A 22,504-nucleotide genomic window follows, 5' to 3' on the forward strand; every position below is an offset into this window, starting at 1 on the left:
GGCCGCTCGGAAGCGGTCCCGCGCTCGATATAAGATGCGGCACAGCCCTGTGCCGATCCAGTCGCTCAGGAGGCCAGCGCCAGATCGGGAGCCGGTGCCCTTGTCGCCTTGCGCTCGGCCCATTCGGCGCGGTCCAGGCCGAACCAGTCCAGCTGCCGCGGTCCGCCCCGCGCCGGGCACGGGGTCGAACGGCGTTCCGCCCAGCGGAACCCCGTCTTTGCGATCACCCGTTGCGAGGCGCGATTCTCCGGCGACGTGGTGGCCGTCAGTCGCTCACCGCCGGCATAGGCGAAGAATGCATGGACAAGGCCCGCCGCAGCCTCGCTCATCAACCCGTTTTCCCACCAGGGCCGGCCGAGCCAGTAGCCGAGATGCGGCGTGCCCTCGGCCCCTGCAATCCCGATCAGCCCGATCAGGCTGCCCGGTGCCTCCCGGCGGGCGAGGGCGAGGGTCAGGCCCGTTCCACCGCTGTTGGCACCCCGGGCCTGGATGAGGAACTCGTCGACCGTGCGGCGGTCGAGCGGGTACGGGATGTGGGCCGTCATCTCGGCCACCTCGCGCTCGCCGGCCAGCGTCACGATAGCCGACACATCCTTGGCGTTCGGCCAGCGCAGCCAAAGCCGCCGCGTCTCGATCCGGAAGACATCGTCACGGGTCAGATCGGGGAACATCGTGCCCTCGCAGGGCGATGCGCCCGGCTCCGGGGCATCGCCTCAAGACGACGAAGGGGAGGATGGCGTCCCATCCTCCCCGGTGTTCCGTCCGATCCGGCCACTCAGGGGCTCGGCTACGACGTCTCCGGTCCGGTGTGGGCCACCGGGCGGGACGCCAGCTTCGCCACTCGGGCGCCCGCCTTTTATTCCGCGGCCTCGGCCAGCGGGGTAACACCGACGAAGGCGCGCCCGCGGCGCGTCTCGAAGCGGACATGGCCCGGTACCAGCGCGAAGATCGTGTGGTCCTTGCCCATGCCGACATTCGCGCCGGGATGCCATTTGGTGCCGCGCTGACGCACGATGATGTTGCCCGGAATGACGGCCTCCGAGCCGAACTTCTTGACGCCGAGGCGCCGGCCTTCCGAGTCGCGACCATTGCGGGATGAGCCGCCAGCCTTCTTGTGTGCCATGGGATGAGCTCCGAATTCTGATCTGTCGGGGTGCGGTCGCGAATGGGATCCCTCGGGACCGTTACGCGCCCAGCTTTGAGCCGGCTTTAGGCCGAGATGCCGGTGATGCGAACCACCGTGTGGTCCTGCCGGTGGCCGCGCTTGCGGCGCGAGTTCTGCCGGCGGCGCTTCTTGAAGGCGATCACCTTCTTGTCGCGGCCATGGCGCACGATCTCGCCGGTGACGCTGATGCCCGACAGGGTCGGGGCGCCGACCTGCGTGGCGCCGGCGCCGTCGGCGAACAGGAGGACCTCGCCGAAGGTCACAGCCTCGCCGGCTTCGCCCGCGAGCGACGCGATGGTAATGGTGTCGTTGTTGGCGACGCGGTACTGCTTACCGCCCGTCTTGATGACTGCGAACATCGTTCTCTCGTGTTCTCGAACGGCCTCCGGGGCGGCCGCCCCTGGACCGGCTTCTTGTTTGAAGTCATTGAACGGGCTTGAGCCCGGACAACGCGAAACGCGCGGACCCCTTGAGAGGCCGCGCGCCATGCGGGGTCAGTAGGGGCAGGCCGGCCGCGTGTCAATCCTCAGCGGACGAACCGGTTCGGCACGAGGACGCCCCTGGCGACGGTGCCTTCCGGGCCGAAGGCTGCCAGCGCGTTCGCGCACCAGGCGTCCCGACCGACCTCGGCGAGCTGTTGGCGGACCTGTGTCGCCCGCGTCCGAAGCTTCTCCTGCAGCGCCGGTTCCTGTCCGGTATTGACCCGGGCCGCCAGCCGGAGGTTCGTGAGCTGACCGGCCTTCATCTGCACGCCGGGGCAGGATTGCTCTGCGATGATCGTCGTCGTTGCGGCGTCGGCGTAATTGTCGAGCGGCGAGGTCGGCGCCTGGGCGAAAGCCGGGCCCGCGAGCACCAGGACGACCATGGCGATGCCAGGGCGGCCCGCATGTGTGGCCGGCGTTCGCCCCCTCGCGACACTGCGCTGTGTCATGTCCGGCCACCTCCTGGCTGTGCTGCGACGGCGGTGGCCTACACCTGTCCCTGGGCCGTCGCCAACCGTTCGGCCGATGGGTCTGCTCCGCTACGGCGCCGCCTTGAACTCGCCCTCGATCCGCAACGACACCTCGTCGCCGAGCTGCGGCAGGTAAGCGTTGATGCCGAACTCCGAACGCTTGATCACCGCCCGCCCGTCGAACCCCACCGTGTAGCGCTGGTCGACCGGGTGGATGCCAGCTTGGTTGAAGGTCGCGTCGATCGCGAACGGCCGAACGGTGCCGCGCAGGTTCAGGTCGCCGGTGATGCGCGCCGTGGTCGGGCTGGTCGGCTCCACCTTGGTGGCGGTGAAGCTGGCAGCCGGGAACTTGGCCGTGTCGAAGAAGTCCGGCGTCGCGAGGCGCTCGTTCAGATGGGGGCTGCCGGTGATCACGCCGCCGAGCGGCACGCTGACGGTGAGCTGGCTCTTTTCCGGGGCCTTCGGATCCAGGGTGAGGGTGCCGGTGAGGCCGGCGAACTGACCGTAATAGGTCGAATAGCCGAGATGCGAGACCGACCACGTGATCTTGCCGTGGTCCGGATCGAGCACGTAGGCCCCCGGCCGTACCTGGGTCGGGTCGGCGCTCGGCGCCACGGGAACAGGATCGTCCGCCGCCCGGGCCGGAGCGAGAGACAGCAGGCCCAGCAGGGCGAATAGTGGCGCGCGCATGGTCGTCCCCCCAGCGTTATCCCGCAGATGGTCGGCCAAGCTCGGTCGGCGGGGCGCCCCTGATTTCACGAAGTCCGGACGGGCTCAAGCGCGTCTGGCGGACCCGCGCGCGCTTCTGTAGGCAATCTGCTCCAGCGGGCAGGCGTAAAAATGATCGGAAAACTCAAGGGCATCGTGGATTCGTTCGGCGAGGATTTCGTGATCCTCGATGTCTCGGGCGTCGGGTACGTGGTGCATTGCTCGGCGCGGACCCTCCAGCGAATGCCGAAGGTCGGCGAACCGGCGGACCTCTCGATCGAGACCCATGTCCGCGAGGACATGATCCGCCTGTACGGCTTTCGGTCCGACGCCGAGCGGGAATGGTTCCGCCTGCTCCAGACTGTGCAGGGTGTCGGTGCCCGGGTGGCGCTGGGTGTGCTCTCGGTGCTGGAGCCCGAGGCGCTCGCCGGCGCCATCGCGACGGGCGACAAGGGCGCGATCAGCCGCGCGCCCGGCGTTGGCCCGCGGCTCGCCGCCCGGCTGGCCGCCGAGCTGAAGGACAAGGCGCCCGCCTTCGCACCGATCGATCCGGCCCTGGTCGCCCTGACCGGCGCCGTCGAGTCGGGTACCACCTCCGGTCCCGTGGGCGATGCCGTGTCAGCCCTGGTCAATCTTGGCTACCCGCAGGTCCAGGCCGCAACCGCGATCGCCGCCGCCCTGAAAGAGGCTGGTCCCGACGCCGAGGCAAGGGTGCTGATTCGCTTTGGTTTGCGGGAACTCGCCCGCTGACCAAACCCCGCCCGACCGCGTGCGCCCAGGGACGTCTGCACCCGGCAAATCCCGTCCCTTGACCGGGCGGCTGCTGAGTGCCATCTCGGAGCGAGACCGGTAAGATATTGAAAAGGCGTTACTTTTCAACTTTTCTAAACTGGTGGAACTGGAGTGGCCCGGCCCGTTCGCGCGGGTCGTGCTGGGAAACAGCGGGATCTGCGGCGCGCATGATCGTCTGTTCTTGTAATGTCATTTCCGATGGCGCAATCCGGTCCTGTCTGGCGCCAGGCCCAGGCTGTCCGCGCACACCCGCACAGGTCTATGCCTGCCTGGGGTGCAGCCCGAAATGCGGGCGTTGCGCCCAGACCATCCGGTCCATCATGCGCAGCACGCTCGGTCATCAGGACGAGGAACCGCGCAGCGGCCATGCCTGCTCGCCGGCTTGCGCTCAGGCTTGCAGTTTGGTTTTATTCCAAACTGCGGATGAGGGAGTCGCCGCCTGACGTGACTGCCCCCGCCTAAGAAGACGTCAAGGAGTTCGGGGGCCATGAATGGCGACACCAAGGTCATTGAGTATCTCAACCGTGGCCTGCGCAGCGAGTTGACGGCGGTCAGCCAGTACTGGCTGCATTTCCGCATGCTGAACAACTGGGGTTACATCGACCTCGCCAAGTTCTGGCGCAAGGAGTCGATCGAGGAGATGAATCACGCCGATCGGTTCATCGATCGGATCCTGTTCCTCGACGGTTTCCCGAACCTGCAGGAGCTGGAGCCCCTTCGGATCGGCCAGAACGTCCAAGAGGTCATCGAATGCGATCTCGCGGCCGAGCACGGCGCGCGCAGCCTCTACCTCGAAGCCGCTCAGTACTGCGACTCCTTCAATGATCGCGTGTCCATGCGCCTATTCGAGGAGCTGGCCGAAGACGAAGAGGGTCATATCGACTTCCTCGAGACACAGCTGGATCTCATCAAGCAGATCGGCCTGCCGCTCTACGCGCAGCGCCACCTCGGCGGGCTTGAGGCGATCGCGCCGGAGAAGGATTGATCCAGCTCCGGCATCGCCGGAGTTCGGCAGGGGCCAGGCGACTTCGATTCTGACAAATCGCGGGCTGCTTGGCTCTCTCCTCCCCCTTGCGGGGAGGGGCAATGCGCATGCATCTCAGGCCCTCGGTGTGAGACCGGCACGTTGGAATCCGCTAGGCACAGGGGAGGGGGCCGAGCTGGCTCCCCCTCCGTCGAGATACGAGGGCAAAGACCGGATGCGGCTCGTTGTGGTTGGCGCCGATGGGCGCATGGGACGGATGCTGGTACGGGCGGTGGCGGAAGCGGAGGGCTGCACGCTCTCCGCGGCGATCGAACGCCCGGGTTCACCCACCCTGGGCCAGGATGCGGGAACGCTGGCTGGCCTTTCGCCCCTGAATGTGGCCGTTACCGATGATCCGCTCGCGGCCTTCGCGGCCGCCGATGGCGTGCTCGATTTCACGACGCCCGCCGCCACCATTCACTTTGCCGAACTGGCCGCCCAGGCCCGCATCGTCCACATCGTCGGGACCACCGGCCTGTCAGACGCGGATCGCGAGCAGCTGAAGGCGGCCTCGTATCACGCGCGGATCGTCCAGTCCGGCAACATGTCCCTCGGCATCAACCTGATGGCCGAACTCGTGCGACGCGTGGCGCAATCCCTCGGCGCCGAGTTCGATATCGAGATCTGCGAGATGCACCACCGCATGAAAGTGGACGCCCCCTCGGGGACGGCGCTGATGCTAGGCGAGGCCGCAGCGGAGGGTCGTGGGGTGGATCTGAAGACTGTCCGCGTTTCCACGCGGGATGGCCATACCGGCGCGCGCAAGCCCGGCGATATCGGCTTCGCGACCCTGCGGGGCGGCACGGTCGTCGGAGATCACAGCGTGATGTTCGCCGGTGCGGGCGAGAGCCTGACGATCAGTCACCACGCCGCCGACCGCGGTCTCTTCGCCACGGGCGCCGTCAAGGCCGCGCTCTGGGCCCATCCGAAGCCGCCCGGCCTCTATTCCATGGCGGACGTGCTCGGCCTCTGACGGAGCTCCCATGAAACGCCTTCTGGTTCTCACCCGCCATGGCCAGAGCGCGTTCAACAGCAAGAACCTGTTCACGGGTTGGCGCGACCCTGAACTGACCGCACGCGGCGTTGCGGAGGCTCAGGCCGCAGGCCGCCAGCTGAAGCGGGCGGGTTTGTCGTTCGACGTCGCGTTCACGTCCGAGCTGGTGCGGGCGCAGCATACCTGCGCGCTGATGCTCGACGTGATGGGTCTCGCCACCATCCCGGTGGTGCGAGACGTGGCGCTGAACGAGCGCGATTACGGCGACCTCGCCGGCCTCGACAAGGACGAGGCGCGCATGCGGTGGGGGGACGCGCAGGTCCATCAGTGGCGCCGATCCTACGACGTGCGCCCGCCCGGCGGCGAGAGCCTGAAGGATACGGCCGCGCGGGTGCTGCCCTTCTACATCGCGGCGATCCTGCCGCGGGTGATGCGCGGCGAACGGGTGCTGGTGGCGGCACACGGCAATTCGCTGCGCGCCCTCGTGATGGTGCTCGATCGCCTCGACAGCGAGGCGGTCGCCGATCTCGAGATCAGGACCGGCGTGCCGTTGGTCTACCGGCTCGCCGCCGACACGACGGTCACGGAGAAGAGCGTGCTTCCTCCGGACGAGGCGGGCGGCTGAGTGGCGACGGAACTCGCGCCGGGCCTGATCCACCATCCGGGTTTCTTGGATCCGGCAGCCCGTCAGCGCCTCGCCGACGAGGTGGCCGCAGGGCTCGACGCAGCGCCACCCTTCGTCCCGCGGATGCCGCGCACCGGAAAACCCTTCTCCGTGCGGATGTCGAATGCCGGGCCGCTGGGCTGGGTCTCGGACCGGAACGGCTATCGCTATCAGACGATGCATCCCGAGACCGGGCGGCCCTGGCCCGCGATCCCGCCCACCGCACTGGCGGCCTGGACCACGCTGGCGGGATATCCTGCGCCTCCGGAAGCCTGCCTGATCAATCTCTACGATCCGGCCGCCCGCATGGGCCTGCATCAGGATCGCGACGAGGCGGATTTCTCGGCCCCAGTCGTCTCCCTGTCGCTCGGAGCACCCGCCCTGTTCCGGTTTGGCGGCCTGCGGCGCGCCGACCCGACCCGCTCGATCCGCCTGCTTGCCGGGGATGCGATCGTGATCGGAGGTGCCTCGCGGCTGATCTTCCACGGGGTCGACCGGCTCTACCAGGCTACCGACCTGCTGGCCGAGGACCGGCTTCCAGGTGTTCTGCCGGCCGGGGGGCGCTGCAACCTGACGCTGCGCCGGGTGAGCGCCTGGACCGGCAGAGGGGTGGAACCCAGTCTCCCAATTTCCTGATCTCCCAGGTGCTTGACAGCGGCAGCGCGGCATCCGACGCATCGCGGGAGGCGAAGTCCGTGGGACCAGCCCGGGAGACACAAAGGTCGATGCTGGTGCGGAACCTGACGCTGCGTTTCGGGTGGACCCTCGTCCTCGCGAGTCTGGTCTTCGGCACCGCGGCGCGGGCCGGGGAGCCGGTCTTCCCGCCGGGTTCCCGCTTCGGCTTCGAGCCGCCCGCCGACATGACGCTGTCGCGGCGCTTCACGGGGTTCGAGCGCAAGGAGGGCGGCGCCACCGTCTCGGTGGTGGAACTGCCGCCGAACGCCTTCGCCGAGATGGTCAGCGGCTTCACCGATGCGAACCTCCTGAGCCAGGGCTTCGCGGTCGAGAAGCGGGAGGAGGTCAAGGTCGGCGACAACGAAGGGATGCTCTACACCGGCGAGCAGCCCGCCGATTCCAACGCGTCCACCCCGGCGATCCGCAAGTGGATCCTCGTGATCGGCGCGCCGAGCGTGACGGGCCTCGTCATCGCGCAGGCCCTGCCCGACGCCGAGACCGAGGAGACGATGCGCAAGATGGTGACCGGCGTCACCCTGCGCCCCGCGCTCACGCTGACCCAGCAAGTCGACGCGCTGCCGTTCCGGATCGGCGACATGGCGGGGTTCCGCCCCGTTCGGGTGCTGGCCGGGAATTCGGTCCTGCTCACGCAGGGTCCCAAGGACCAGATGCAGAATCTCGAGCAGCCGATCCTGGTCCTGGCGCAGGCCGTGCAGCAGCCGCCGACCGCCGAGCAGCGCGACGGCTTCGCCCGCGCCGCGCTGGCCTCCAATCAGACGCTGAAGGACTTCGTGATCGAGCGGGCACAGAGCTACCGCTCAAACGGCGTCGATTGGCACGAAATCGTGGCCCGCGCGACGGATCAGCCCACCAATCAGCCGGTGGTGGTTTCGCAGACCATCCGGTTCAACCCGGATGGCTATCTGCGCGCGCTGGGCGTCGTCCGCGAGGATCAGCGGACCGGCGTCCTCGCCAAGTTCCGGGAGCTGATCGACAGCGTGCAGATGAAGTAGCGCCTCACCAGACCGCGGCCTGCCCGTCGCGGCGCGGGTCGCTCGCCGCCACGTAGCCCTCGACGGCTGGATCGCCCATCCGCCAGATGAACTGGCCGGCGCCGAAATCCTGGTAGCTGTCCTCGATCACCTCCAGCCGGTGGCCCAGGGCCTTCAGCCGATCGACGGTCACGGCCGGCATCGCCGCCTCGACGTTGATGTCGAGCCCGTCGCTCACACGCCAGCGCGGCGCATCGCAGGCGGCCTGCGGATTCTGGCCGTGATCGATCATCCGGACGAGGGTCTGGACGTGGCCCTGCGGCTGCATGTTGCCGCCCATCACGCCGAAACTCATCACCGGCGTGCCGTCCTGCGTGAGGAAGCCCGGGATGATCGTGTGGAACGGCCGCTTGCCGGGTTCGACGACGTTGGGGCTCTTCGGGTCGAGCACGAAGCCGTAGCCCCGATTCTGGAGCGAGATTCCCCAGCCCGGCACCACCACGCCGGAGCCGAAGCCCATGTAGTTCGACTGGATGAAGCTCACCATCATGCCGGATTCGTCAGCCGCGGTGAGATAGATCGTGCCGCCGGAAGGCGGCTTGCCGGGGCCGAACACTTGAGCGCGGTTGCGGTCGATCAGCTGAGCGCGGCTTGCCAGATAGGCGGGATCGAGCATCGCCTCAGGCGTCACCTCCATCCCGCGCGGGTCGGCGACGTAGCGGTAGGTGTCGTTGAAGGCGAGCTTCATCGCCTCAATCTGAAGGTGCTGCGCCTCCGGCCCATCGACGGGCAGGTCGGCGAGGTCGAAATGCTGCAGAATTCCGAGCGCGATCTGCGCCGCAATACCCTGGCCGTTCGGCGGGATCTCGTGGAGGGTGTAGCCGCGATAGTCCTGCGCGGTGGGCGTCACCCATTCGGGTTTGTAAGCGGCGAGGTCGGCGACGGTCATGGCGCCGCCATTGGCGCGCGCATGGGCGGCGATCGCCTCGGCGATCTCACCTCGGTAGAAGGCCTCGCCCTTGGTTTCACCGATCAGACGCAGGGTCTTCTCGGCGCCGGGAAAGGTCACCAGTTCGCCGACCTCCGGTGCCCGGCCCTTCGGCAGGAAGAACTCGGAGAAACCCGGCTGACGGGTGATCGCCTCGACCCCGGCCGCGGCCGCCCATTTCTGCTGTACGACAACGGGGGCGAGGTAGCCCCGCTCGGCGATGCGGATCGCCGGCTGCATCAGGTCGGCGAAGGGCAGGCGGCCGAAGCGCTCGCTCAGCGCGACCCAGGCGGCGACCGCGCCCGGCACGGTTACGGAATCCCAGCCGCGCATCGGCGGCCGCTCGGCCGGCCCGTATTTCTTGAGGAAGTAGTCCCGTGTCCAAGCTGCCGGCGCGCCGCCCGAGGCGTTGAGGCCGTGCAGCTGCTTCCCGTCCCAGAGGATGCAGAAGGCGTCGGAGCCCAACCCGTTGCTGCACGGCTCGGTCACGGTTTTGGCGGCGGCGGTCGCGATGGCGGCATCCACGGCATTGCCGCCGGCCTGCAGCATCTGCATCCCGGCCTGCGCGGCGAGCGCGTGCGAGGTCGCCACGCAGTTGCGTCCGAAAATCGGCATGCGCAGCGACGGATACCCGGTCGCCCAGTCGAACGGCTTCATGGCTCAGACCCCGCCTCGGCAGCCTCTCGGCCCCTGCGCCGCTTGGCATACAGGATAACCGAGGCCGATGAAGGCCCGAAACGGCATGACCGCAAACGAAAAAACGCGGGCCTGATGGCCCGCGCTCTTGAACGTCACCTGGTTCGGATCGATCGGCTTAGTAGGGCCGGCCGTAGAGCGGCGACGTCGGGTCCAGTCGATCGACAAAGGACAGGTCGACATTGCGGATGGCCGACGAACGGGCGCCAATGAACGGTCCATTGGTGATCGGATCCGGCAGGATCCCACGGCCGTAGCGATCAGACGGGCCGTAGGGCGGGAGCAGCGAATTGCTGGCGGCGATCAGGTAGGGGTTCAGGGCCGGGTTGCGCGAACCGCCCGCGCCTGGAACGTTGGAGGTCAGCGGCACGTTGCCGGCGTCGAGCCAGCTGCGCGGACGCACCCGGATCGGAAGCGGACGGCTGACCCGATAGATCGGGCCTGGCACGAAACCATCCTGCGCCTGGGCCGGCGCAGCGGCGCCGAAACCGGCGGCGGCGATGACGCCGAGAAGTGCGATCCTAAGCGAGCGCATGGCTAACCTTGCGTTTGAGTGCCACCAGTATGGCGACCGAAGCTTAACAGTTCGACGCCTTTCACGATAAGACGCTTGGGCGAAGCTGTTGTTCCGCCCTTATGGCTGAGCTTGTGCGATTTGCCACACTCACGCCTCATTTTTTATTTCGCGATCGTTGCGCGGCCGACCCGATCCGGCCGGAAACGTCCGCGACCTTTGTCAGGGGACAGGAACGGGAGGCGGGGGCCGCCGTCGAGAAGGCGGCCATCGTCTCTGGGTCGGCGAGGTCGACCAGACTCAACGCGTCGAGCGTACAGGCCAGCGCCTGCGCGTCGGGCGGATGGCCGAGCGGCGCGCAGGACCATCCGTCGAGCCGGAACCCGGCCTCGCGCGTGACGAAGCCCAGACAGGTCCGCGGCACCGGACTGCCGAAGGTCACCTCCAGGGTATCGACCGGGCCGAACTTGGTCTGGATCCGGCCGCGCGATCCGGTCCGGACCACCGCGAGGGCTGGCCGGTCGAGGGCAGGACCGGACGCAGCACGCCGGGCCATCAGGACGAAGAGCGTCGGCGCCGCGCCCGCATCTTTACCACGTGTCAGGGTCACCCGGAACGCCGGGGCCTCGATGGCGGCGACATCGCCGCGGCTCAACACGTCTTCGCGCAGGCCCTTGCGCGGGTCGATCCCAGCGGTGACGCGGGTCGGACCGATGCCCGGTTCCGCAAGGTCGAACAGAGCGACGGGCACCGGAGGCGGAGCCGCCGCATCCGGTATCGTCGGTCGGAACCCGGGCTTCAATGCGAGCGCCGCGGGTGGCTGCTGCTTGGGCGAACCCGGTCCGGGGCCCGGACGCCACGCGCAGACGCACAACAGGGCGATCACGGCCGAGGCGAGAACGAGACGCATGGCGAGGGCGCCGGATGACAGTGTCACCCGACCCGGGAGACTCGCCACGCCCCAGGCGGGATCATCCCCGTCCAATGCCTCGCCCGATCCAGCCACCCTGATACCCCACGGACAGCGAACCTCCTGGTTCGTCCGCCATCGTCAGACGGAAGGATTGAATTCCCCTGGCGATCTCGACATCGTCACCGGATTCCCCGGGTCAGGGTGAATCGATCGTTGCGCGGCTCTTTATCTTGACAGCGCTCGTTCATGCGCGCCTTGCTCGAAGAGGCCGTCGATCCCACCTCGGATGAGGACGGGGTCTGCGGCCGCGCCCGTTTGGCGGGCGCTGTCCGGCACGAACGATCCTTCGGCCGATATGTCTGGCGGGGGCGCGGCGCCCGGATCGGTCGGGGTTTTCCGCGCGGAGACGAGAGATGGGTTACAAGGTCGCCATCGTCGGCGCCACGGGTAACGTGGGCCGCGAGATGCTCGATATCCTGGCCGAGCGGGCTTTCCCCGCCGACGAGGTCGTGGCTTTGGCCTCGCGCCGCAGCCAGGGTCAGGAAGTCTCCTTCGGCGACAAGACGCTCAAGGTCAAAACGCTCGATTCCTACGACTTCTCCGACACCGACATCTGCCTGATGTCGGCGGGCGGCGAGACCTCGAAGGAATGGTCGCCCCGGATCGGCCAGCAGGGCTGCGTGGTGATCGATAACTCCTCGGCGTTCCGCTACGACGCCGACGTGCCGCTGATCGTGCCCGAAGTGAACGCCGACGCCATCGTGGGCTTCACCAAGCGCAACATCATCGCCAATCCGAACTGCTCGACCGCGCAGCTGGTCGTCGCGCTCAAGCCCCTGCACGAGGCGGCGACGATCAGGCGCGTCGTGGTCTCGACCTACCAGTCGGTCTCCGGCGCCGGCAAGGAGGCGATGGACGAGCTGTTCAACCAGACCCGCGCCGTTTTCACCGCCGGCGAGATCAAGGAAGGCGGCAAGTTCACCAAGCGCATCGCCTTCAACGTCATTCCCCACATCGATGTGTTCATGGAGGATGGCTACACGAAGGAAGAGTGGAAGATGGTCGCCGAGACCAAGAAGATGCTCGACCCGAAGATCAAGCTGACGGCGACCGCCGTCCGCGTCCCGGTCTTCATCGGGCATGCCGAGGCGGTGAACGTCGAATTCGAGCGACCCCTCTCGCCCGAGAAGGCCACCGAGATCCTGCGCGCCGCCCCCGGCGTGCTGGTGATCGATAAGCGCGAGAACGGCGGCTACATGACCCCCCACGAGGCGGCCGGCGAGGATGCGACCTATATCTCGCGCATCCGCGAGGACGCGACCATCGAGAACGGCCTGAACTTCTGGTGCGTCTCGGACAACCTGCGCAAGGGCGCGGCGCTGAACACTGTTCAGATCGCCGAGGTGCTGGTGAACCGGAAGCTGCTCAACCGCGCCAAGCGCGCGGCCTGAGGGCAGCGATCGCCCCGCTGCGCTCTCTCCTCCCCCTTGTGGGGAGGAGTTGGAGCTGGGGTGGCTCAGGATCGAGCGCTGCGGTGCCTTCTGCAACCACCCCCGCCCCTCCCACGAGGGGGAGGGGACAGGTGGGACTCTTCGGCCCCAAGCACTCCTGTCACGCGCCTGTCACGATCTCAGATCACGCCGCTCGCCGGAACACTCGGAGATTCGTCGTGCGGCGCGCGCTCACTTCCTGCCTGATCGGATTCGGATTCCTGGCTGCGACCAACGCGCAGGCCGAGCCCCGTAACGTCGTGCTCTTCATCGCCGACGGCCTGCGCTACGGCATGGTCAACGCCGCCAACGCGCCGACCATGGACCGGCTGATGAAGTCCGGTGTGCGCTTCACCAACACCCACTCCCTGTTCCCGACCTTCACCATGCCGAACGCCACCGCGATGGCGACGGGGCACATGCTCGGCGATACCGGCCAGTACGGGAACACGATCTACACCGCCTTTCCGGTGCCGGGCGCTGGCGAGAGCCTGACCCCCTTCCTGGAGAACGACCCGGTCCTCGGCGATGTCGACGAGCATTTCGCCGGCAATTACCTGAACGAGGAGACGATCCTGCGGGCGGCGCACGCCAAGGGCCTGTCGACCGCGAGCATCGGCAAACTCGGACCGTCCCTCGTCTTCGATCACACGGCCCGTTCGGGCCGGGACACGATCCTGATCGATGACAGCACCGGCCGCGCGGGCGGCATTCCCCTGAGCGACGAGTTCAAGGCCCGCCTGGGTGCCGTCGGTCTTCCGGCGCAGGCGCCGACCCGCGGCGCCAATGGCCCCGCCGGCAATGCCGAGACGCCGGGGACGCTCTCCGCCAACGTCGACCAGCAGGCCTATTTCGCCGATGTGGCCACCAAGGCGGTGCTGCCGCTGTTCAAGGATCGCAAGACCCCCTTCGTGATGGTCTTCTGGTCGCGCGATCCGGACGGAACCCAGCACAACCAGGGCGACAGTCTCGGGCGGCTGGTTCCGGGCATCAACGGCCCGACCAGCCTCGCGGCCATCCGCAACGCCGACACCAACCTCGCCACCCTGCTGGCGGCCCTGAAGGACCAGGGGCTTGCCGAGACGACGGACGTGATCCTGACCTCGGATCACGGCTTCTCGACCATCTCCAAGGAAAGCGCGACGAGCTTCGCGGCGACCCAGAGCTACAAGGGCGTGCCGAGCCGTCAGCTCCCCCCCGGTTTCGTCGCCATCGACATCGCGCACGCCCTGGGCCTGACCCTGTTCGATCCGGACGCCAAAGGCGCCAAGCTCGGGGCAGACAGCTTCCCGAGCCGGGCGAACGGTCTGATCGGCACGGATCCGGCCAAGCCCGACGTCGTGGTGGCGGCCAATGGCGGCTCGGATCTCGTCTACATCCCGAATGGCAACCGGTCCCTGGCGCAGCGCGTCGTCGACGCCTTGTCCAAGCAGGACTACGTCAGCGGCCTGTTCGTGAGTGCGGCGCTGGGACCGATCCCGGGGACGCTGCCCCTTTCCTCCATCGCGCTGGACGGCTCGGCCCTGACGCCGATGCCCGCCATCGTTGTCAACTTCCGGAGTTTCTCGACCGGGTGCGCAGATCCGACCACCTGCGGCGTCGAGGTCTCCGATACGGCGCTGCAGCAGGGCCAGGGCATGCACGGCAGCTTCTCGCGGGCCGACACGCGCAACGTGATGGGTGCCGCCGGACCGAGCTTCCGCGCCGGTCTCGAGAGCCCGGTGCCGGCGAGCAATGCCGATCTCGGCCAGACCCTCGCACGCCTCCTCGATCTGACAATCCCCGCCAAGGGCAAGCTGGTCGGGCGGGTGCTGACGGAAGCTTTGGCGAATGGCGCGACGCCCAAGGCGGACACGCACGTCCTGCGCTCGCAGCCGGACGCGACGGGCCTAGCGACGGTCCTGCGCTATCAGACGGTCGGCGAGACCCGCTACTTCGATGGCGCCGGGTATCCGGGACGGACGCTGGGTTTGATCGACGAATCCCCTCCGGCATCGGCCGGGGCACACTGACGGCCCCCGGGACGCCGCTCGCCCGTGCCGGGTGCGAGATCCGGCACGGGCGAAGCGACCTACGCCATGCCGAGGGCCTGCATGTACAGCTCGAGGATGGCCTCCTGCTCCTGGCGCTCGCTGTGATCCTGCTTGCGGATCCGCAGGATGGTGCGCACCGCCTTGGCGTCGAAGCCCCGGCCCTTCAACTCGGCGAACACCTCCTTGATGTCGCCCATGATGCCGGCCTTTTCTTCCTCCAGCCGCTCCAGCCGCTCGATGAACTGCTTCAGCTCGTCGGCGGCCACGCCCTCGGCCGACGAGACGTCGCCGCCGGGCCGCTGCGCGGCGGTGGGCATCGAATGGGCGTTCATGGGGCTCTCCGGACTACACGGCGCAGTTGCGCCCTGACCCGTGGTTAACGGGCCGAACTTACCGGAAGCTGAACCGATTCGCGGCGTCTCAATGCCCCTGAGCCTGATTGGTCGCGAAGCCCGCCTGCTGATCGGCACTGGCCTCGGTCTGATACTTGGCCTTCCACTCGCTGTAAGGCATACCGTAGACCGCCTCCCGGCTCGCGTCCTTGGTCAGTGACACGCCGGTTTCATCGGCAGCGTCCTTCAGCCAGTTGGACAGGCAGTTCCGGCAGAAGCCCGCCAGATTCATCAGATCGATATTCTGAACGTCGGTCCGCGTGCGCAGATGCGCCACGAGCCGGCGAAACACGGCGGCTTCGAGTTCGGTCTGGGTGCGGGCGTCGATCTCGCTCATTGGGTGCATAACTTTCCGATTGGGACAACGCCCAGGATTTCGGAATCGGGTGCGCCGGGATCAAGCCGCGATCAGCGGCCGGAGGATGCGGGCGAAACGCGCGGCCCACTCATCCTGGCCCGCCTCGCTGGCGATCAGATCCTGGCGAATCTCGACGAGCGCGTTGGGCAGGCCCCGCGCCGTGGCGTGGCGGTCGATCGTGTCACCCGGCAAACCGCCGCCATAGGGCTGGTTGTCGCCGACATTCAGCCCGGCCGGATCGACCTCCAGCGCCGTGATCAGCGGGCGGGCGAAGCGTTCGTCCCGGTCGTACAGGATGCCGACCTGCCAGGGTCTTGGGATGCCGCGCCAATACGGCGTGAAACTGTGCATGGTCAGGATCGCGGGCGGGCGGCCAACGGCCTCGGCGGCAGTGATCGCCGCGTCGATGGCGGCATCGAACGGCGCGTAGAAGCGGGCGATCCGCGCCTGCTTGCCGGCCTCGTCGATTTTTGCGTTGCCCGGAACCACGGCGCCGTCGGAGAGGCGCATCACCAGCGTCGGGTCGGCGCGGCCGCGATTCGGATCGATGATCAGGCGGGAGAAATTCGTGAGGATCGCGGGGGCGCCGAGCTGGGCCGCGAGGCTCCGGGTCACCGCCGCAGCGCCGATATCGTAGGCGATGTGCCGAGCGAATTCGGAGGCTGGAAGCCCGAGTTCGATATCGGGCGGGACGTGGTTCGACGCATGGTCGCAGGCGATGACGAGGCCACAGCCGGGATTGCCCGGTATGATCTCGCAGGGATGCGGAGCGGTGGCGGCTTCAATCTCCGGACAGGTCACGGGGCTCCGAGGTCTTCCAATCTGTGCGGGGGCGCCGATGGCGCTTGCCGTGGGGCGAAGGCTCGGGCAGATCACCTACCAAGGATCGTGCGCTCACGGCAAGAAACGGGCCCGCCGCCCAGGCAAGAAACGGGCGGGGATCGTGCGATCGGGTCAAGAGAGGAGCCCGTTCGACGCCATGACCGAGACCGCCCCGCCCGCCGTCGATCCCGCCATCCGGGCGCAACGCGCCCTCCTCGACAGCCTCCTGACGGCGGCGATTCGGGCGGCCCATCCCGATCTCGCCCTGCCGCCGCACCTGCCCGCGCCCAGCCCGGGCCGGCTGATCATCCTGGCTGCCGGCAAGGCCGCGGGCAGCATGAGCGCTGTGGCGAGCCGCTTCTACCGGCAGCAGCACGGGCTCGGCGACGATCGCATCCTGGGGCTCGCGGTGGCACGCCACGGCTACGGCCAGGACGCGCCGGGGATCCACATGGTCGAAGCGGGTCATCCCGTCCCGGACGAGGCCGGCATCGCCGCGACCAAGGAGGCGCTGCGGCTCGCCACCGAGGCCGGCCCGGACGATGAGGTTCTGGTGCTGCTCTCCGGCGGCGGCTCGGCCAACTGGATCGCCCCGGCCGGCGACCTGACCCTTACCGAGAAGCAGGCTATCACCCGCGCGATGCTGCGCTCCGGCGCCCCGATCGGCGAGATCAACACGGTGCGCAAGCACATCTCCCGGATCAAGGGTGGGCGCCTGGCGCTGGCCGCCCGCAACGCGCGGCGGATCCTGACGCTGGCGATCTCGGACGTGCCGTTCGACGATCCGGCGGTGATCGCCTCGGGGCCGACCGTGCCCGACCCGTCTACCCTGGCCGACGCCCGCGCCATCTGCGAACGCCGCGGCATCCCGCTGCCGGAAGAGGCAGTCCGGCTGCTCAACGATCCCAACAACGAGACGCCGAAGACGGGCGATCCGGCCTTCGACCGGGCGGAATACCGCATTATCGCCCGCCCGATCGACGCCTTGAACGCGGCGGCGGAGGGGGCCCGCGTGGCCGGCTACGAGCCGGTGATGCTGGGCGCCGACCTTGAGGGCGAGGCCCGCGAAGTCGCGGCCGAGCACGCCATCGCGGCCAAGCGCTACAAGGAGTCCGGCCGGCGCGTCGCGCTGATCTCCGGTGGCGAGCTCACCGTGACCATTCGGGGTGAGGGCAATGGCGGCCCGAATCAGGAATACGCCATGGCCCTCGCGGTGGCGCTCGCGGGGGCGCCGGGCATCTCCGGCATCAGCGCCGACACCGACGGCACCGATGGCGGCCGCGGGCACGCCACCGATCCGGCGGGCGGCATCATCGATCCCACGACCCTGGAGCGCGCCCGCGCCGCCGGCCTCGACCCGGCCGCGATGCTGGACCAGAACGACTCCACCGCGTTCTTCGCGGCCCTCGGCGACCTCGTGAACCCCGGCCCGACCTGTACCAATGTCAACGATTGCCGCATCATCCTCGTCAACTAAGGTTCGTGTCCCGGCGGCCAGGCTTTTACCCGTCCTCACGGCCCTCGGGTTCGCGATCCTCGGCGCGAGCCCCGCGAAAGCCGACCTGCGCCTGTGCAACCAGACCGGCAGCAAGGTCGGTATCTCCCTGGGCTACCGCGACCCGCAGGGCTGGGTCACGGAGGGCTGGTGGGATCTCGCGCCAAAGGCCTGCGAAACGCTGCTGAAGGGCGCGCTGGCGGCGCGGTTCTACTACGTCTTCGCCGTGGACTACTCACGCGGCGGCGAGTGGAGCGGGCGCTCGCTCATGTGCACCCGCGACTCCGAGTTCACGATCCGCGGCATCGAGGATTGCTTGGCACGGGGCTACGACCGGAACGGCTTCTTCGAGGTCGATACGGGCGAGCAGAAGAGCTGGACGATCCAGCTGACCGATCCAAATCGCGCGGACGCCCCGGCCAAACCGTAGGCGCCGCCCAGCCCATGACGATACCCGTCGACGCCGTAAGGCGCGCGGTCGCAACACCGGAGGAAGACGCTTGAAACGCTCACGCCGCACGAAGATCGTCGCCACCCTGGGTCCGGCCTCCGACTCGCCGGAGATGATCGAGCGGCTGTTCCGCGCGGGCGTGGACGTATTCCGGCTCAACATGAGCCATCTCCCCCGGGAGAAGCTGCCCGAGAAGGTCGAGGCGATCCGCACCATCGAGCGCGAGGCGAGGCATCCGATCGGGATCCTGGTGGATCTGCAGGGGCCGAAGCTGCGGCTCGGCACCTTCGCGGAGGGGGCCGCGATGATCGAGGCCGGCGCGACCTTCGTGCTCGACGGCGATCCGACGCCCGGCGATTCTGCGCGCTGCCACCTGCCGCATCCGGAGATCCTCCAGGCCCTGGAGCCCGGCCACGCGATCCTGCTCGATGACGGCAAGCTGCGGCTCTCGGTGGTCGAGACATCGGAGAACCGGGCGGTGACCCGGGTGGAGGTCGGCGGGCGGATCTCCAATCGCAAGGGCGTGTCGCTGCCGCATACGGTGATCCCGGTGCCGGCCATGACCGAGAAGGATCGGGCGGATCTCGACGCTGGCCTCAATGCCGGTGCCGACTGGATCGCCGTGTCGTTCGTCCAGCGGCCCGAGGATGTGGCGGAGGTCAAGAAGGTCTGCGCCGGGCGCGCCCTGGTGATGGCCAAGATCGAGAAGCCGCAGGCGCTGACCCGGCTCGACGAGATTATCGAGATCTCTGACGGCCTGATGGTCGCCCGCGGCGATCTCGGCGTGGAAATGCCGCTGGAACAGGTGCCGGGCGTGCAGAAGCGCATCACCCGCAGCGCCCGGCGCTTCGGCAAGCCGGTCGTGGTCGCGACCCAGATGCTCGAATCGATGATCACGGCGCCGGTCCCCACCCGCGCCGAGGTCTCGGATGTCGCAACCGCGGTCTACGAGGGCGCGGATGCCGTGATGCTGTCGGCCGAAAGCGCCTCGGGGGCGCATCCGCTCGGCGCGGTGGAGACCATGAGCCGGATCGCGGAGCAGGTGGAGCGGGACGCGCTCTACTGGTCGATCATCCGGGCCCAGAGCGCGACGCCGGACCACACAGCCAACGACGCGATCGCGGCGGCGGCACACCAGATGGTCGATGCGTTGGACCTCGACGCCATCATGGCCTGGACGAGTTCCGGCTCGACGGCCCTGCGTTTGTCGCGCGAGCGCCCGAACGCCACGGTGATCGCCCTGACGCCCCGGCGCGAGACGGCGCGCCGTCTGGCGCTGGCTTGGGGCACCCATCCGATCGTGACCAAGGACGCCAGCGACGTCGACGACATGTCGTTCCGCGCCGCCAAGTTCGCGGTCCGCGAGCGCTTTGCGGCCGTAGGGGATCGGGTGATCGTGGTGGCCGGCCTGCCCTTTGGCACGCCCGGGGCGACGAACCTCGTACGGCTCACCTTCATCACCCGCGAGCACGCCGAGAAGGCGTGAGGGCTCAACGAACGCGCTGAACACTTCGTATGGCCGGAGATCCCCCTTTCCCCGCGGAGGGGAGAGGGGACGCGTCGCGCTTCATCAAGAACGTCCGGCCCGAACCTGCGTCCCTGAGGAGCTGGCTCGGATCACAGCGCCTCAGTGGGCCGCGGGAGTTGCAGTCGCCGCGCCGGTCGACAGCTTGGCAATCTCCTCCGCTACGCGCTCAGAGGCCACGTACTGGAGCATGTGGCCGATCCCCGGCAGCAGGATAAGCCGAGCCCCCGGGAGCGCCCGCGCGAGCGGCACCGCCTGCTCGGCGCTGCGCACGATCGGGTCGGCCTCGCCCGCGATGACCAGGGTGGGCATCCGGATCTCGCCGTAGCGCGGGGCCTGGGCGGCCAACGCCTTCGTCAGGCCGAGCAGATCCTGCACATTGGCGAGCAACGTTTCAGGCCGCAGGACGAGCGCCGCCCGGGAGCGTTCCGGGTAATCCGGGCTCTCCGGCTGAGGCGTGAAGACCCGGCGGGCCGCTTCCGGCAGGAAACGCTGCGCCAGGGGCGGCCCGACCGTGCGGCTGAGCAGCCATGCCACCGGCGGCTGAACGGCAAGCCGCCAGTACCAGGGCAGATCGGGCAACCGGTCCGCCATCGGCATGGCGACGGGCGCCGCCAGGACGAGCGCCGAGACCCGCTCGGGATGATCGAGGGCGAGCGCGAGAGCCAGTGAACCCGCCCAGGAATGGCCGAACACGATGGCCGGACCGACACCCATATTGGCCAGCGCCTCCGCGATCAGGCGCGCCTGCACGGCGGGTGCGGCGGCCCCGGCGCCGGCGATCCGGTCGCTCCAGCCGAAGCCCGGACGGTCAAAGGCGATGACCCGGAATCCCCGGGCGGCGAGGCGACGGCCGATCCCCTCCATCGGGTCCGATGCATTGGCTGAGGCGCCGTGCAGGAGCACGATCGGAGGGCCATCCGATGGCCCATCCTGGATGGTAGCGAGGCGGCCGCCGGTCACCGCCACGAAGGGACCGGCCGGCGGGTAGGCGGCGCCGATCCGCCAGGAGATGGCCAATGTCGCCGCTGCACCGACGATCAGGACGAGGCTCAGCACTGCGATCGGCAGAACCACGAGGGTGAGGAGAACGCCGAGCACCCGGGTCACAGGTCGCGGCCGTCGACCTCCGGCGCGAGGCGGTCGATCGCCTCGCCGATCTTGTCCATCTGCGGATAGAGCGCCTTGGCCCGGCGGAAGGCCGCCAATGCCCGCGCCTTGTCCTCCTGCGATTCGTAGATCCGGCCCAAAGCCGCCCAGGCCTCGAAATGGCGCGGCTCCAGGACTAGCGCGCGCTTCAGGTCGCCGATCGCGTCATCTTTGTCGGTCAGGAGCCAGAACACCGTGGCGCGTCGATTCCAGCCCTCGGACCAGTTGGGCTCCAGGGCGGTCACCCGGTCCATCAGCTCGGCGGCCAGCGGAAAATCGTGAGCCGTGACGGCCTGACGGGCGCGATCGCTGAGAAGGTCGGCGGTGGGGCTGCCGGAGCCGGCCAGACGCCGCTCGACGAGCCGGGCGATGCCCTTGGCCTCGACCGGATCCTCGCTGGCGCGCAGCCGGGCGAACAGGTCGTCGAGGCTTGGCGGCTTCGGCGCGGGCTTCGCCTCCGGCGCAGCTCGGGCCGCGCGATTCGCCTCCGGCGCTGCCCATGCAGCAAGAGACGTGGGCATCTGGGCCGAGAGGCAAACCAGGGCAGCGAGGAGGCGGGCCGACGTCATGCCGCCAAAGTGTGCCCCGCCGATCGACCCGTCAACGCGCCGCGGTGCCGCGCATACGAAAACAGCCGCGCCCGGGTAGGAGCGGCTGTGTTTGCCCGACAGCGATCGGACCAGCAGGCTTCAGCCCTGGCGGGCCTTGAAGCGCTTCTGGGTCTTGTTGATCACGTAGACCCGGCCCTTGCGACGCACGAGCTGGTTGTCGCGGTGACGGCCGCGCAGGGACTTGAGGGAGTTGCGGATCTTCATCGGTCTCTCGAGCCCAGAGGGCTGTCCATTAAAAGGGTATCGGGAACGTCGTCGCGGGGCTGGACGCGCACTCGCGCCCGGCGATCACGGCACACGCATCGCGGAATGGCGCCGCCATATCAGGATTCCCACCGGCAAGGCAAGGCGTAGCCCGAACGCGGTGCTCAGTGGATGAGGTCCTGGCGCGCGATCGGCGGCAGCTCGACCAACTGCCGCCCGATCTCGTGCAGCAAGACATCGAGCACCGGCTTCAGCCGATCGAACTTGTCCTGACGCAGATCCGAGGCGGCCGTTTCGAAGAGCATCAGGGCCAGCTCGGCCACCCGATCGATTCCACCCGTTGCGGTGTCCGTGGCCGAGAAGGCGGCCTCGACGAGGAAGCCGTCTTGGCTGCTGGCAGTCACATCGATGACGATCCCGCGCGCCTCGTGAACCAAGCCCTCGCTGTTGCGATTGAAGCGCCCACGCGCTAGGACCCACCGCACATCGTCCGTCTCAGGAACCGTCCGGAACTGGGCCACGAACAGGCCGCCCAGCCGACGGAGGCCGTCGATCAGCGAATCGATCCGCTGGTGATCCTCAGGATGAATACGATCGAGGAGCAACGGGAAGGTCCCGCCCCGGTCACCGCGGGCACGGGGCAGCCCCAACATCGCCGCCGCGACTGCGTCGCAGCGCAGGATCCCGTCGCCCCGATGCCATTCCCAGGTGCCGACATCCGAGGCGGCGAGGGCACGTGCCACGCTCTCACTGCCCCGTCGCCTCGGCCGCGCGTCGACCCCCACAGGCCCGCTCTCCTATTACGCTTCGAAGGTGCTACCCGCCCCCGGGGTATCGACCGGGAATGTTAGAGGCTCGGAAAACGTGGCACAACGCGGCGCAACAGTTGTCTGCCCG

At 68.5% G+C, this 22,504-nt stretch carries 27 protein-coding genes; 12 read left to right on the top strand and 15 right to left on the bottom strand.

Going from position 1 to position 22,504, the window contains the following annotated elements; all coding sequences use genetic code 11:
• Window positions 1–65: 65 nt before the first annotated feature.
• From MKK88_RS32590 to MKK88_RS32610, 5 genes are all read right to left on the bottom strand, one after another.
• Window positions 66–671, bottom strand: a complete 606-nt coding sequence (locus tag MKK88_RS32590; protein ID WP_244007737.1) for a GNAT family N-acetyltransferase — start codon at window positions 669–671, stop codon at window positions 66–68.
• A gap of 185 nt (window positions 672–856) precedes the next feature.
• Window positions 857–1,123, bottom strand: a complete 267-nt coding sequence (gene rpmA, locus MKK88_RS32595) for a 50S ribosomal protein L27 (protein ID WP_012317134.1) — start codon at window positions 1,121–1,123, stop codon at window positions 857–859.
• A gap of 86 nt (window positions 1,124–1,209) precedes the next feature.
• Complete coding sequence (gene rplU / locus MKK88_RS32600; protein WP_244007739.1) at window positions 1,210–1,524, bottom strand: 50S ribosomal protein L21; 315 nt, start codon at window positions 1,522–1,524, stop codon at window positions 1,210–1,212.
• Window positions 1,525–1,691: 167 nt separating this feature from the next.
• The gene (locus MKK88_RS32605; RefSeq protein ID WP_244007741.1) at window positions 1,692–2,096 is read right to left on the bottom strand and encodes a hypothetical protein; all 405 of its coding nucleotides are present in this window, start codon (window positions 2,094–2,096) and stop codon (window positions 1,692–1,694) included.
• A 90-nt stretch (window positions 2,097–2,186) separates the two neighbouring features.
• Window positions 2,187–2,807: a YceI family protein gene (locus MKK88_RS32610; protein WP_244007743.1), complete on the bottom strand. Its 621-nt coding sequence runs from the start codon at window positions 2,805–2,807 to the stop codon at window positions 2,187–2,189.
• A 150-nt stretch (window positions 2,808–2,957) separates the two neighbouring features.
• On the opposite strand from MKK88_RS32610, the gene ruvA reads away from it, so the two are divergent.
• From ruvA to MKK88_RS32645, 7 genes are all read left to right on the top strand, one after another.
• On the top strand, window positions 2,958–3,575 hold the full coding sequence (gene ruvA, locus MKK88_RS32615) for a Holliday junction branch migration protein RuvA (RefSeq protein WP_244007745.1): 618 nt from the start codon (window positions 2,958–2,960) through the stop codon (window positions 3,573–3,575).
• A 209-nt stretch (window positions 3,576–3,784) separates the two neighbouring features.
• The gene (locus tag MKK88_RS32620) at window positions 3,785–4,060 is read left to right on the top strand and encodes a bacterioferritin-associated ferredoxin (RefSeq protein WP_244007747.1); all 276 of its coding nucleotides are present in this window, start codon (window positions 3,785–3,787) and stop codon (window positions 4,058–4,060) included.
• Window positions 4,061–4,104: 44 nt separating this feature from the next.
• The gene (gene bfr, locus MKK88_RS32625) at window positions 4,105–4,602 is read left to right on the top strand and encodes a bacterioferritin (RefSeq protein ID WP_244007749.1); all 498 of its coding nucleotides are present in this window, start codon (window positions 4,105–4,107) and stop codon (window positions 4,600–4,602) included.
• Window positions 4,603–4,816: 214 nt separating this feature from the next.
• The gene (gene dapB, locus MKK88_RS32630) at window positions 4,817–5,614 is read left to right on the top strand and encodes a 4-hydroxy-tetrahydrodipicolinate reductase (RefSeq protein ID WP_244007751.1); all 798 of its coding nucleotides are present in this window, start codon (window positions 4,817–4,819) and stop codon (window positions 5,612–5,614) included.
• 10 nt (window positions 5,615–5,624) lie between these two features.
• Window positions 5,625–6,260: a 2,3-bisphosphoglycerate-dependent phosphoglycerate mutase gene (locus tag MKK88_RS32635; protein WP_244007753.1), complete on the top strand. Its 636-nt coding sequence runs from the start codon at window positions 5,625–5,627 to the stop codon at window positions 6,258–6,260.
• Window positions 6,261–6,935, top strand: a complete 675-nt coding sequence (locus MKK88_RS32640) for an alpha-ketoglutarate-dependent dioxygenase AlkB (protein WP_244007755.1) — start codon at window positions 6,261–6,263, stop codon at window positions 6,933–6,935. It begins immediately after the preceding gene.
• Between the two features lie 89 nt (window positions 6,936–7,024).
• A complete protein-coding gene (locus MKK88_RS32645) occupies window positions 7,025–7,987 on the top strand; it encodes a hypothetical protein (protein WP_244007757.1) in 963 nt (320 codons plus the stop codon).
• A 4-nt stretch (window positions 7,988–7,991) separates the two neighbouring features.
• Here MKK88_RS32645 and MKK88_RS32650 read toward each other — a convergent pair whose 3' ends face one another.
• The 3 genes from MKK88_RS32650 to MKK88_RS32660 all read right to left on the bottom strand — a co-directional run bounded on the left by MKK88_RS32650 (window position 7,992) and on the right by MKK88_RS32660 (window position 11,074).
• Entirely contained in the window at window positions 7,992–9,611 is a 1,620-nt protein-coding gene (locus MKK88_RS32650) for a gamma-glutamyltransferase family protein (protein WP_244007759.1), read from the bottom strand.
• A gap of 157 nt (window positions 9,612–9,768) precedes the next feature.
• Window positions 9,769–10,185 (bottom strand): hypothetical protein, encoded by a 417-nt coding sequence (locus tag MKK88_RS32655; protein WP_244007761.1) that lies wholly within the window; start codon window positions 10,183–10,185, stop codon window positions 9,769–9,771.
• Window positions 10,186–10,321: 136 nt separating this feature from the next.
• On the bottom strand, window positions 10,322–11,074 hold the full coding sequence (locus MKK88_RS32660; RefSeq protein WP_244007763.1) for a hypothetical protein: 753 nt from the start codon (window positions 11,072–11,074) through the stop codon (window positions 10,322–10,324).
• Between the two features lie 416 nt (window positions 11,075–11,490).
• Between MKK88_RS32660 and MKK88_RS32665 the strand changes: the two genes are divergently transcribed.
• On the top strand, window positions 11,491–12,528 hold the full coding sequence (locus MKK88_RS32665) for an aspartate-semialdehyde dehydrogenase (protein WP_244007765.1): 1,038 nt from the start codon (window positions 11,491–11,493) through the stop codon (window positions 12,526–12,528).
• 218 nt (window positions 12,529–12,746) lie between these two features.
• On the top strand, window positions 12,747–14,579 hold the full coding sequence (locus MKK88_RS32670) for an alkaline phosphatase family protein (protein WP_244007767.1): 1,833 nt from the start codon (window positions 12,747–12,749) through the stop codon (window positions 14,577–14,579).
• A gap of 59 nt (window positions 14,580–14,638) precedes the next feature.
• On the opposite strand, the gene MKK88_RS32675 is transcribed toward MKK88_RS32670, so the two are convergent.
• The 3 genes from MKK88_RS32675 to MKK88_RS32685 all read right to left on the bottom strand — a co-directional run bounded on the left by MKK88_RS32675 (window position 14,639) and on the right by MKK88_RS32685 (window position 16,151).
• The gene (locus MKK88_RS32675; RefSeq protein WP_026604676.1) at window positions 14,639–14,917 is read right to left on the bottom strand and encodes a DUF2312 domain-containing protein; all 279 of its coding nucleotides are present in this window, start codon (window positions 14,915–14,917) and stop codon (window positions 14,639–14,641) included.
• A gap of 103 nt (window positions 14,918–15,020) precedes the next feature.
• Window positions 15,021–15,329, bottom strand: a complete 309-nt coding sequence (locus MKK88_RS32680; RefSeq protein ID WP_244007769.1) for a DUF1244 domain-containing protein — start codon at window positions 15,327–15,329, stop codon at window positions 15,021–15,023.
• Window positions 15,330–15,389: 60 nt separating this feature from the next.
• The gene (locus MKK88_RS32685) at window positions 15,390–16,151 is read right to left on the bottom strand and encodes an N-formylglutamate amidohydrolase (RefSeq protein WP_244007771.1); all 762 of its coding nucleotides are present in this window, start codon (window positions 16,149–16,151) and stop codon (window positions 15,390–15,392) included.
• Window positions 16,152–16,329: 178 nt separating this feature from the next.
• Between MKK88_RS32685 and MKK88_RS32690 the strand changes: the two genes are divergently transcribed.
• The 3 genes from MKK88_RS32690 to pyk all read left to right on the top strand — a co-directional run bounded on the left by MKK88_RS32690 (window position 16,330) and on the right by pyk (window position 19,604).
• Window positions 16,330–17,649, top strand: coding sequence for a glycerate kinase (locus MKK88_RS32690; RefSeq protein ID WP_244007773.1), 1,320 nt, complete (start codon window positions 16,330–16,332; stop codon window positions 17,647–17,649).
• Entirely contained in the window at window positions 17,615–18,097 is a 483-nt protein-coding gene (locus MKK88_RS32695; RefSeq protein WP_244007775.1) for a DUF1036 domain-containing protein, read from the top strand. The genes MKK88_RS32690 and MKK88_RS32695 overlap by 35 nt, the downstream gene beginning before the upstream one ends.
• Before the next feature lie 70 nt (window positions 18,098–18,167).
• Window positions 18,168–19,604, top strand: a complete 1,437-nt coding sequence (gene pyk, locus MKK88_RS32700) for a pyruvate kinase (protein WP_244007777.1) — start codon at window positions 18,168–18,170, stop codon at window positions 19,602–19,604.
• A 141-nt stretch (window positions 19,605–19,745) separates the two neighbouring features.
• Here pyk and MKK88_RS32705 read toward each other — a convergent pair whose 3' ends face one another.
• From MKK88_RS32705 to MKK88_RS32720, 4 genes are all read right to left on the bottom strand, one after another.
• Window positions 19,746–20,753 (bottom strand): alpha/beta fold hydrolase, encoded by a 1,008-nt coding sequence (locus tag MKK88_RS32705; protein WP_244007779.1) that lies wholly within the window; start codon window positions 20,751–20,753, stop codon window positions 19,746–19,748.
• Window positions 20,750–21,361, bottom strand: coding sequence for a tetratricopeptide repeat protein (locus MKK88_RS32710; protein ID WP_244007781.1), 612 nt, complete (start codon window positions 21,359–21,361; stop codon window positions 20,750–20,752). Before MKK88_RS32710 ends, MKK88_RS32705 begins: the two co-directional genes overlap by 4 nt.
• 120 nt (window positions 21,362–21,481) lie before the next feature.
• Window positions 21,482–21,607 (bottom strand): type B 50S ribosomal protein L36, encoded by a 126-nt coding sequence (gene ykgO / locus MKK88_RS32715; RefSeq protein WP_003601867.1) that lies wholly within the window; start codon window positions 21,605–21,607, stop codon window positions 21,482–21,484.
• Window positions 21,608–21,771: 164 nt separating this feature from the next.
• A complete protein-coding gene (locus MKK88_RS32720) occupies window positions 21,772–22,350 on the bottom strand; it encodes a PAS domain-containing protein (protein ID WP_244007783.1) in 579 nt (192 codons plus the stop codon).
• Between the last annotated feature and the right edge of the window lie 154 nt (window positions 22,351–22,504).

It is taken from the genome of Methylobacterium sp. E-005 (genome assembly GCF_022829725.1).
Taxonomy (GTDB): Bacteria; Pseudomonadota; Alphaproteobacteria; order Rhizobiales; family Beijerinckiaceae; genus Methylobacterium.

What these genes read in the sequence shown, in the direction of transcription:
- MKK88_RS32590 (WP_244007737.1), bottom strand. Translation starts at nt 671, where the DNA reads ATGTTCCCCGATCTGACCCGTGACGATGTCTTCCGGATCGAGACGCGG.
- rpmA (WP_012317134.1), bottom strand. Translation starts at nt 1,123, where the DNA reads ATGGCACACAAGAAGGCTGGCGGCTCATCCCGCAATGGTCGCGACTCG.
- rplU (WP_244007739.1), bottom strand. Translation starts at nt 1,524, where the DNA reads ATGTTCGCAGTCATCAAGACGGGCGGTAAGCAGTACCGCGTCGCCAAC.
- MKK88_RS32605 (WP_244007741.1), bottom strand. Translation starts at nt 2,096, where the DNA reads ATGACACAGCGCAGTGTCGCGAGGGGGCGAACGCCGGCCACACATGCG.
- MKK88_RS32610 (WP_244007743.1), bottom strand. Translation starts at nt 2,807, where the DNA reads ATGCGCGCGCCACTATTCGCCCTGCTGGGCCTGCTGTCTCTCGCTCCG.
- ruvA (WP_244007745.1), top strand. Translation starts at nt 2,958, where the DNA reads ATGATCGGAAAACTCAAGGGCATCGTGGATTCGTTCGGCGAGGATTTC.
- MKK88_RS32620 (WP_244007747.1), top strand. Translation starts at nt 3,785, where the DNA reads ATGATCGTCTGTTCTTGTAATGTCATTTCCGATGGCGCAATCCGGTCC.
- bfr (WP_244007749.1), top strand. Translation starts at nt 4,105, where the DNA reads ATGAATGGCGACACCAAGGTCATTGAGTATCTCAACCGTGGCCTGCGC.
- dapB (WP_244007751.1), top strand. Translation starts at nt 4,817, where the DNA reads ATGCGGCTCGTTGTGGTTGGCGCCGATGGGCGCATGGGACGGATGCTG.
- MKK88_RS32635 (WP_244007753.1), top strand. Translation starts at nt 5,625, where the DNA reads ATGAAACGCCTTCTGGTTCTCACCCGCCATGGCCAGAGCGCGTTCAAC.
- MKK88_RS32645 (WP_244007757.1), top strand. Translation starts at nt 7,025, where the DNA reads ATGCTGGTGCGGAACCTGACGCTGCGTTTCGGGTGGACCCTCGTCCTC.
- MKK88_RS32650 (WP_244007759.1), bottom strand. Translation starts at nt 9,611, where the DNA reads ATGAAGCCGTTCGACTGGGCGACCGGGTATCCGTCGCTGCGCATGCCG.
- MKK88_RS32655 (WP_244007761.1), bottom strand. Translation starts at nt 10,185, where the DNA reads ATGCGCTCGCTTAGGATCGCACTTCTCGGCGTCATCGCCGCCGCCGGT.
- MKK88_RS32660 (WP_244007763.1), bottom strand. Translation starts at nt 11,074, where the DNA reads ATGCGTCTCGTTCTCGCCTCGGCCGTGATCGCCCTGTTGTGCGTCTGC.
- MKK88_RS32665 (WP_244007765.1), top strand. Translation starts at nt 11,491, where the DNA reads ATGGGTTACAAGGTCGCCATCGTCGGCGCCACGGGTAACGTGGGCCGC.
- MKK88_RS32675 (WP_026604676.1), bottom strand. Translation starts at nt 14,917, where the DNA reads ATGCCCACCGCCGCGCAGCGGCCCGGCGGCGACGTCTCGTCGGCCGAG.
- MKK88_RS32680 (WP_244007769.1), bottom strand. Translation starts at nt 15,329, where the DNA reads ATGAGCGAGATCGACGCCCGCACCCAGACCGAACTCGAAGCCGCCGTG.
- MKK88_RS32690 (WP_244007773.1), top strand. Translation starts at nt 16,330, where the DNA reads ATGACCGAGACCGCCCCGCCCGCCGTCGATCCCGCCATCCGGGCGCAA.
- MKK88_RS32695 (WP_244007775.1), top strand. Translation starts at nt 17,615, where the DNA reads ATGTCAACGATTGCCGCATCATCCTCGTCAACTAAGGTTCGTGTCCCG.
- MKK88_RS32710 (WP_244007781.1), bottom strand. Translation starts at nt 21,361, where the DNA reads ATGACGTCGGCCCGCCTCCTCGCTGCCCTGGTTTGCCTCTCGGCCCAG.
- ykgO (WP_003601867.1), bottom strand. Translation starts at nt 21,607, where the DNA reads ATGAAGATCCGCAACTCCCTCAAGTCCCTGCGCGGCCGTCACCGCGAC.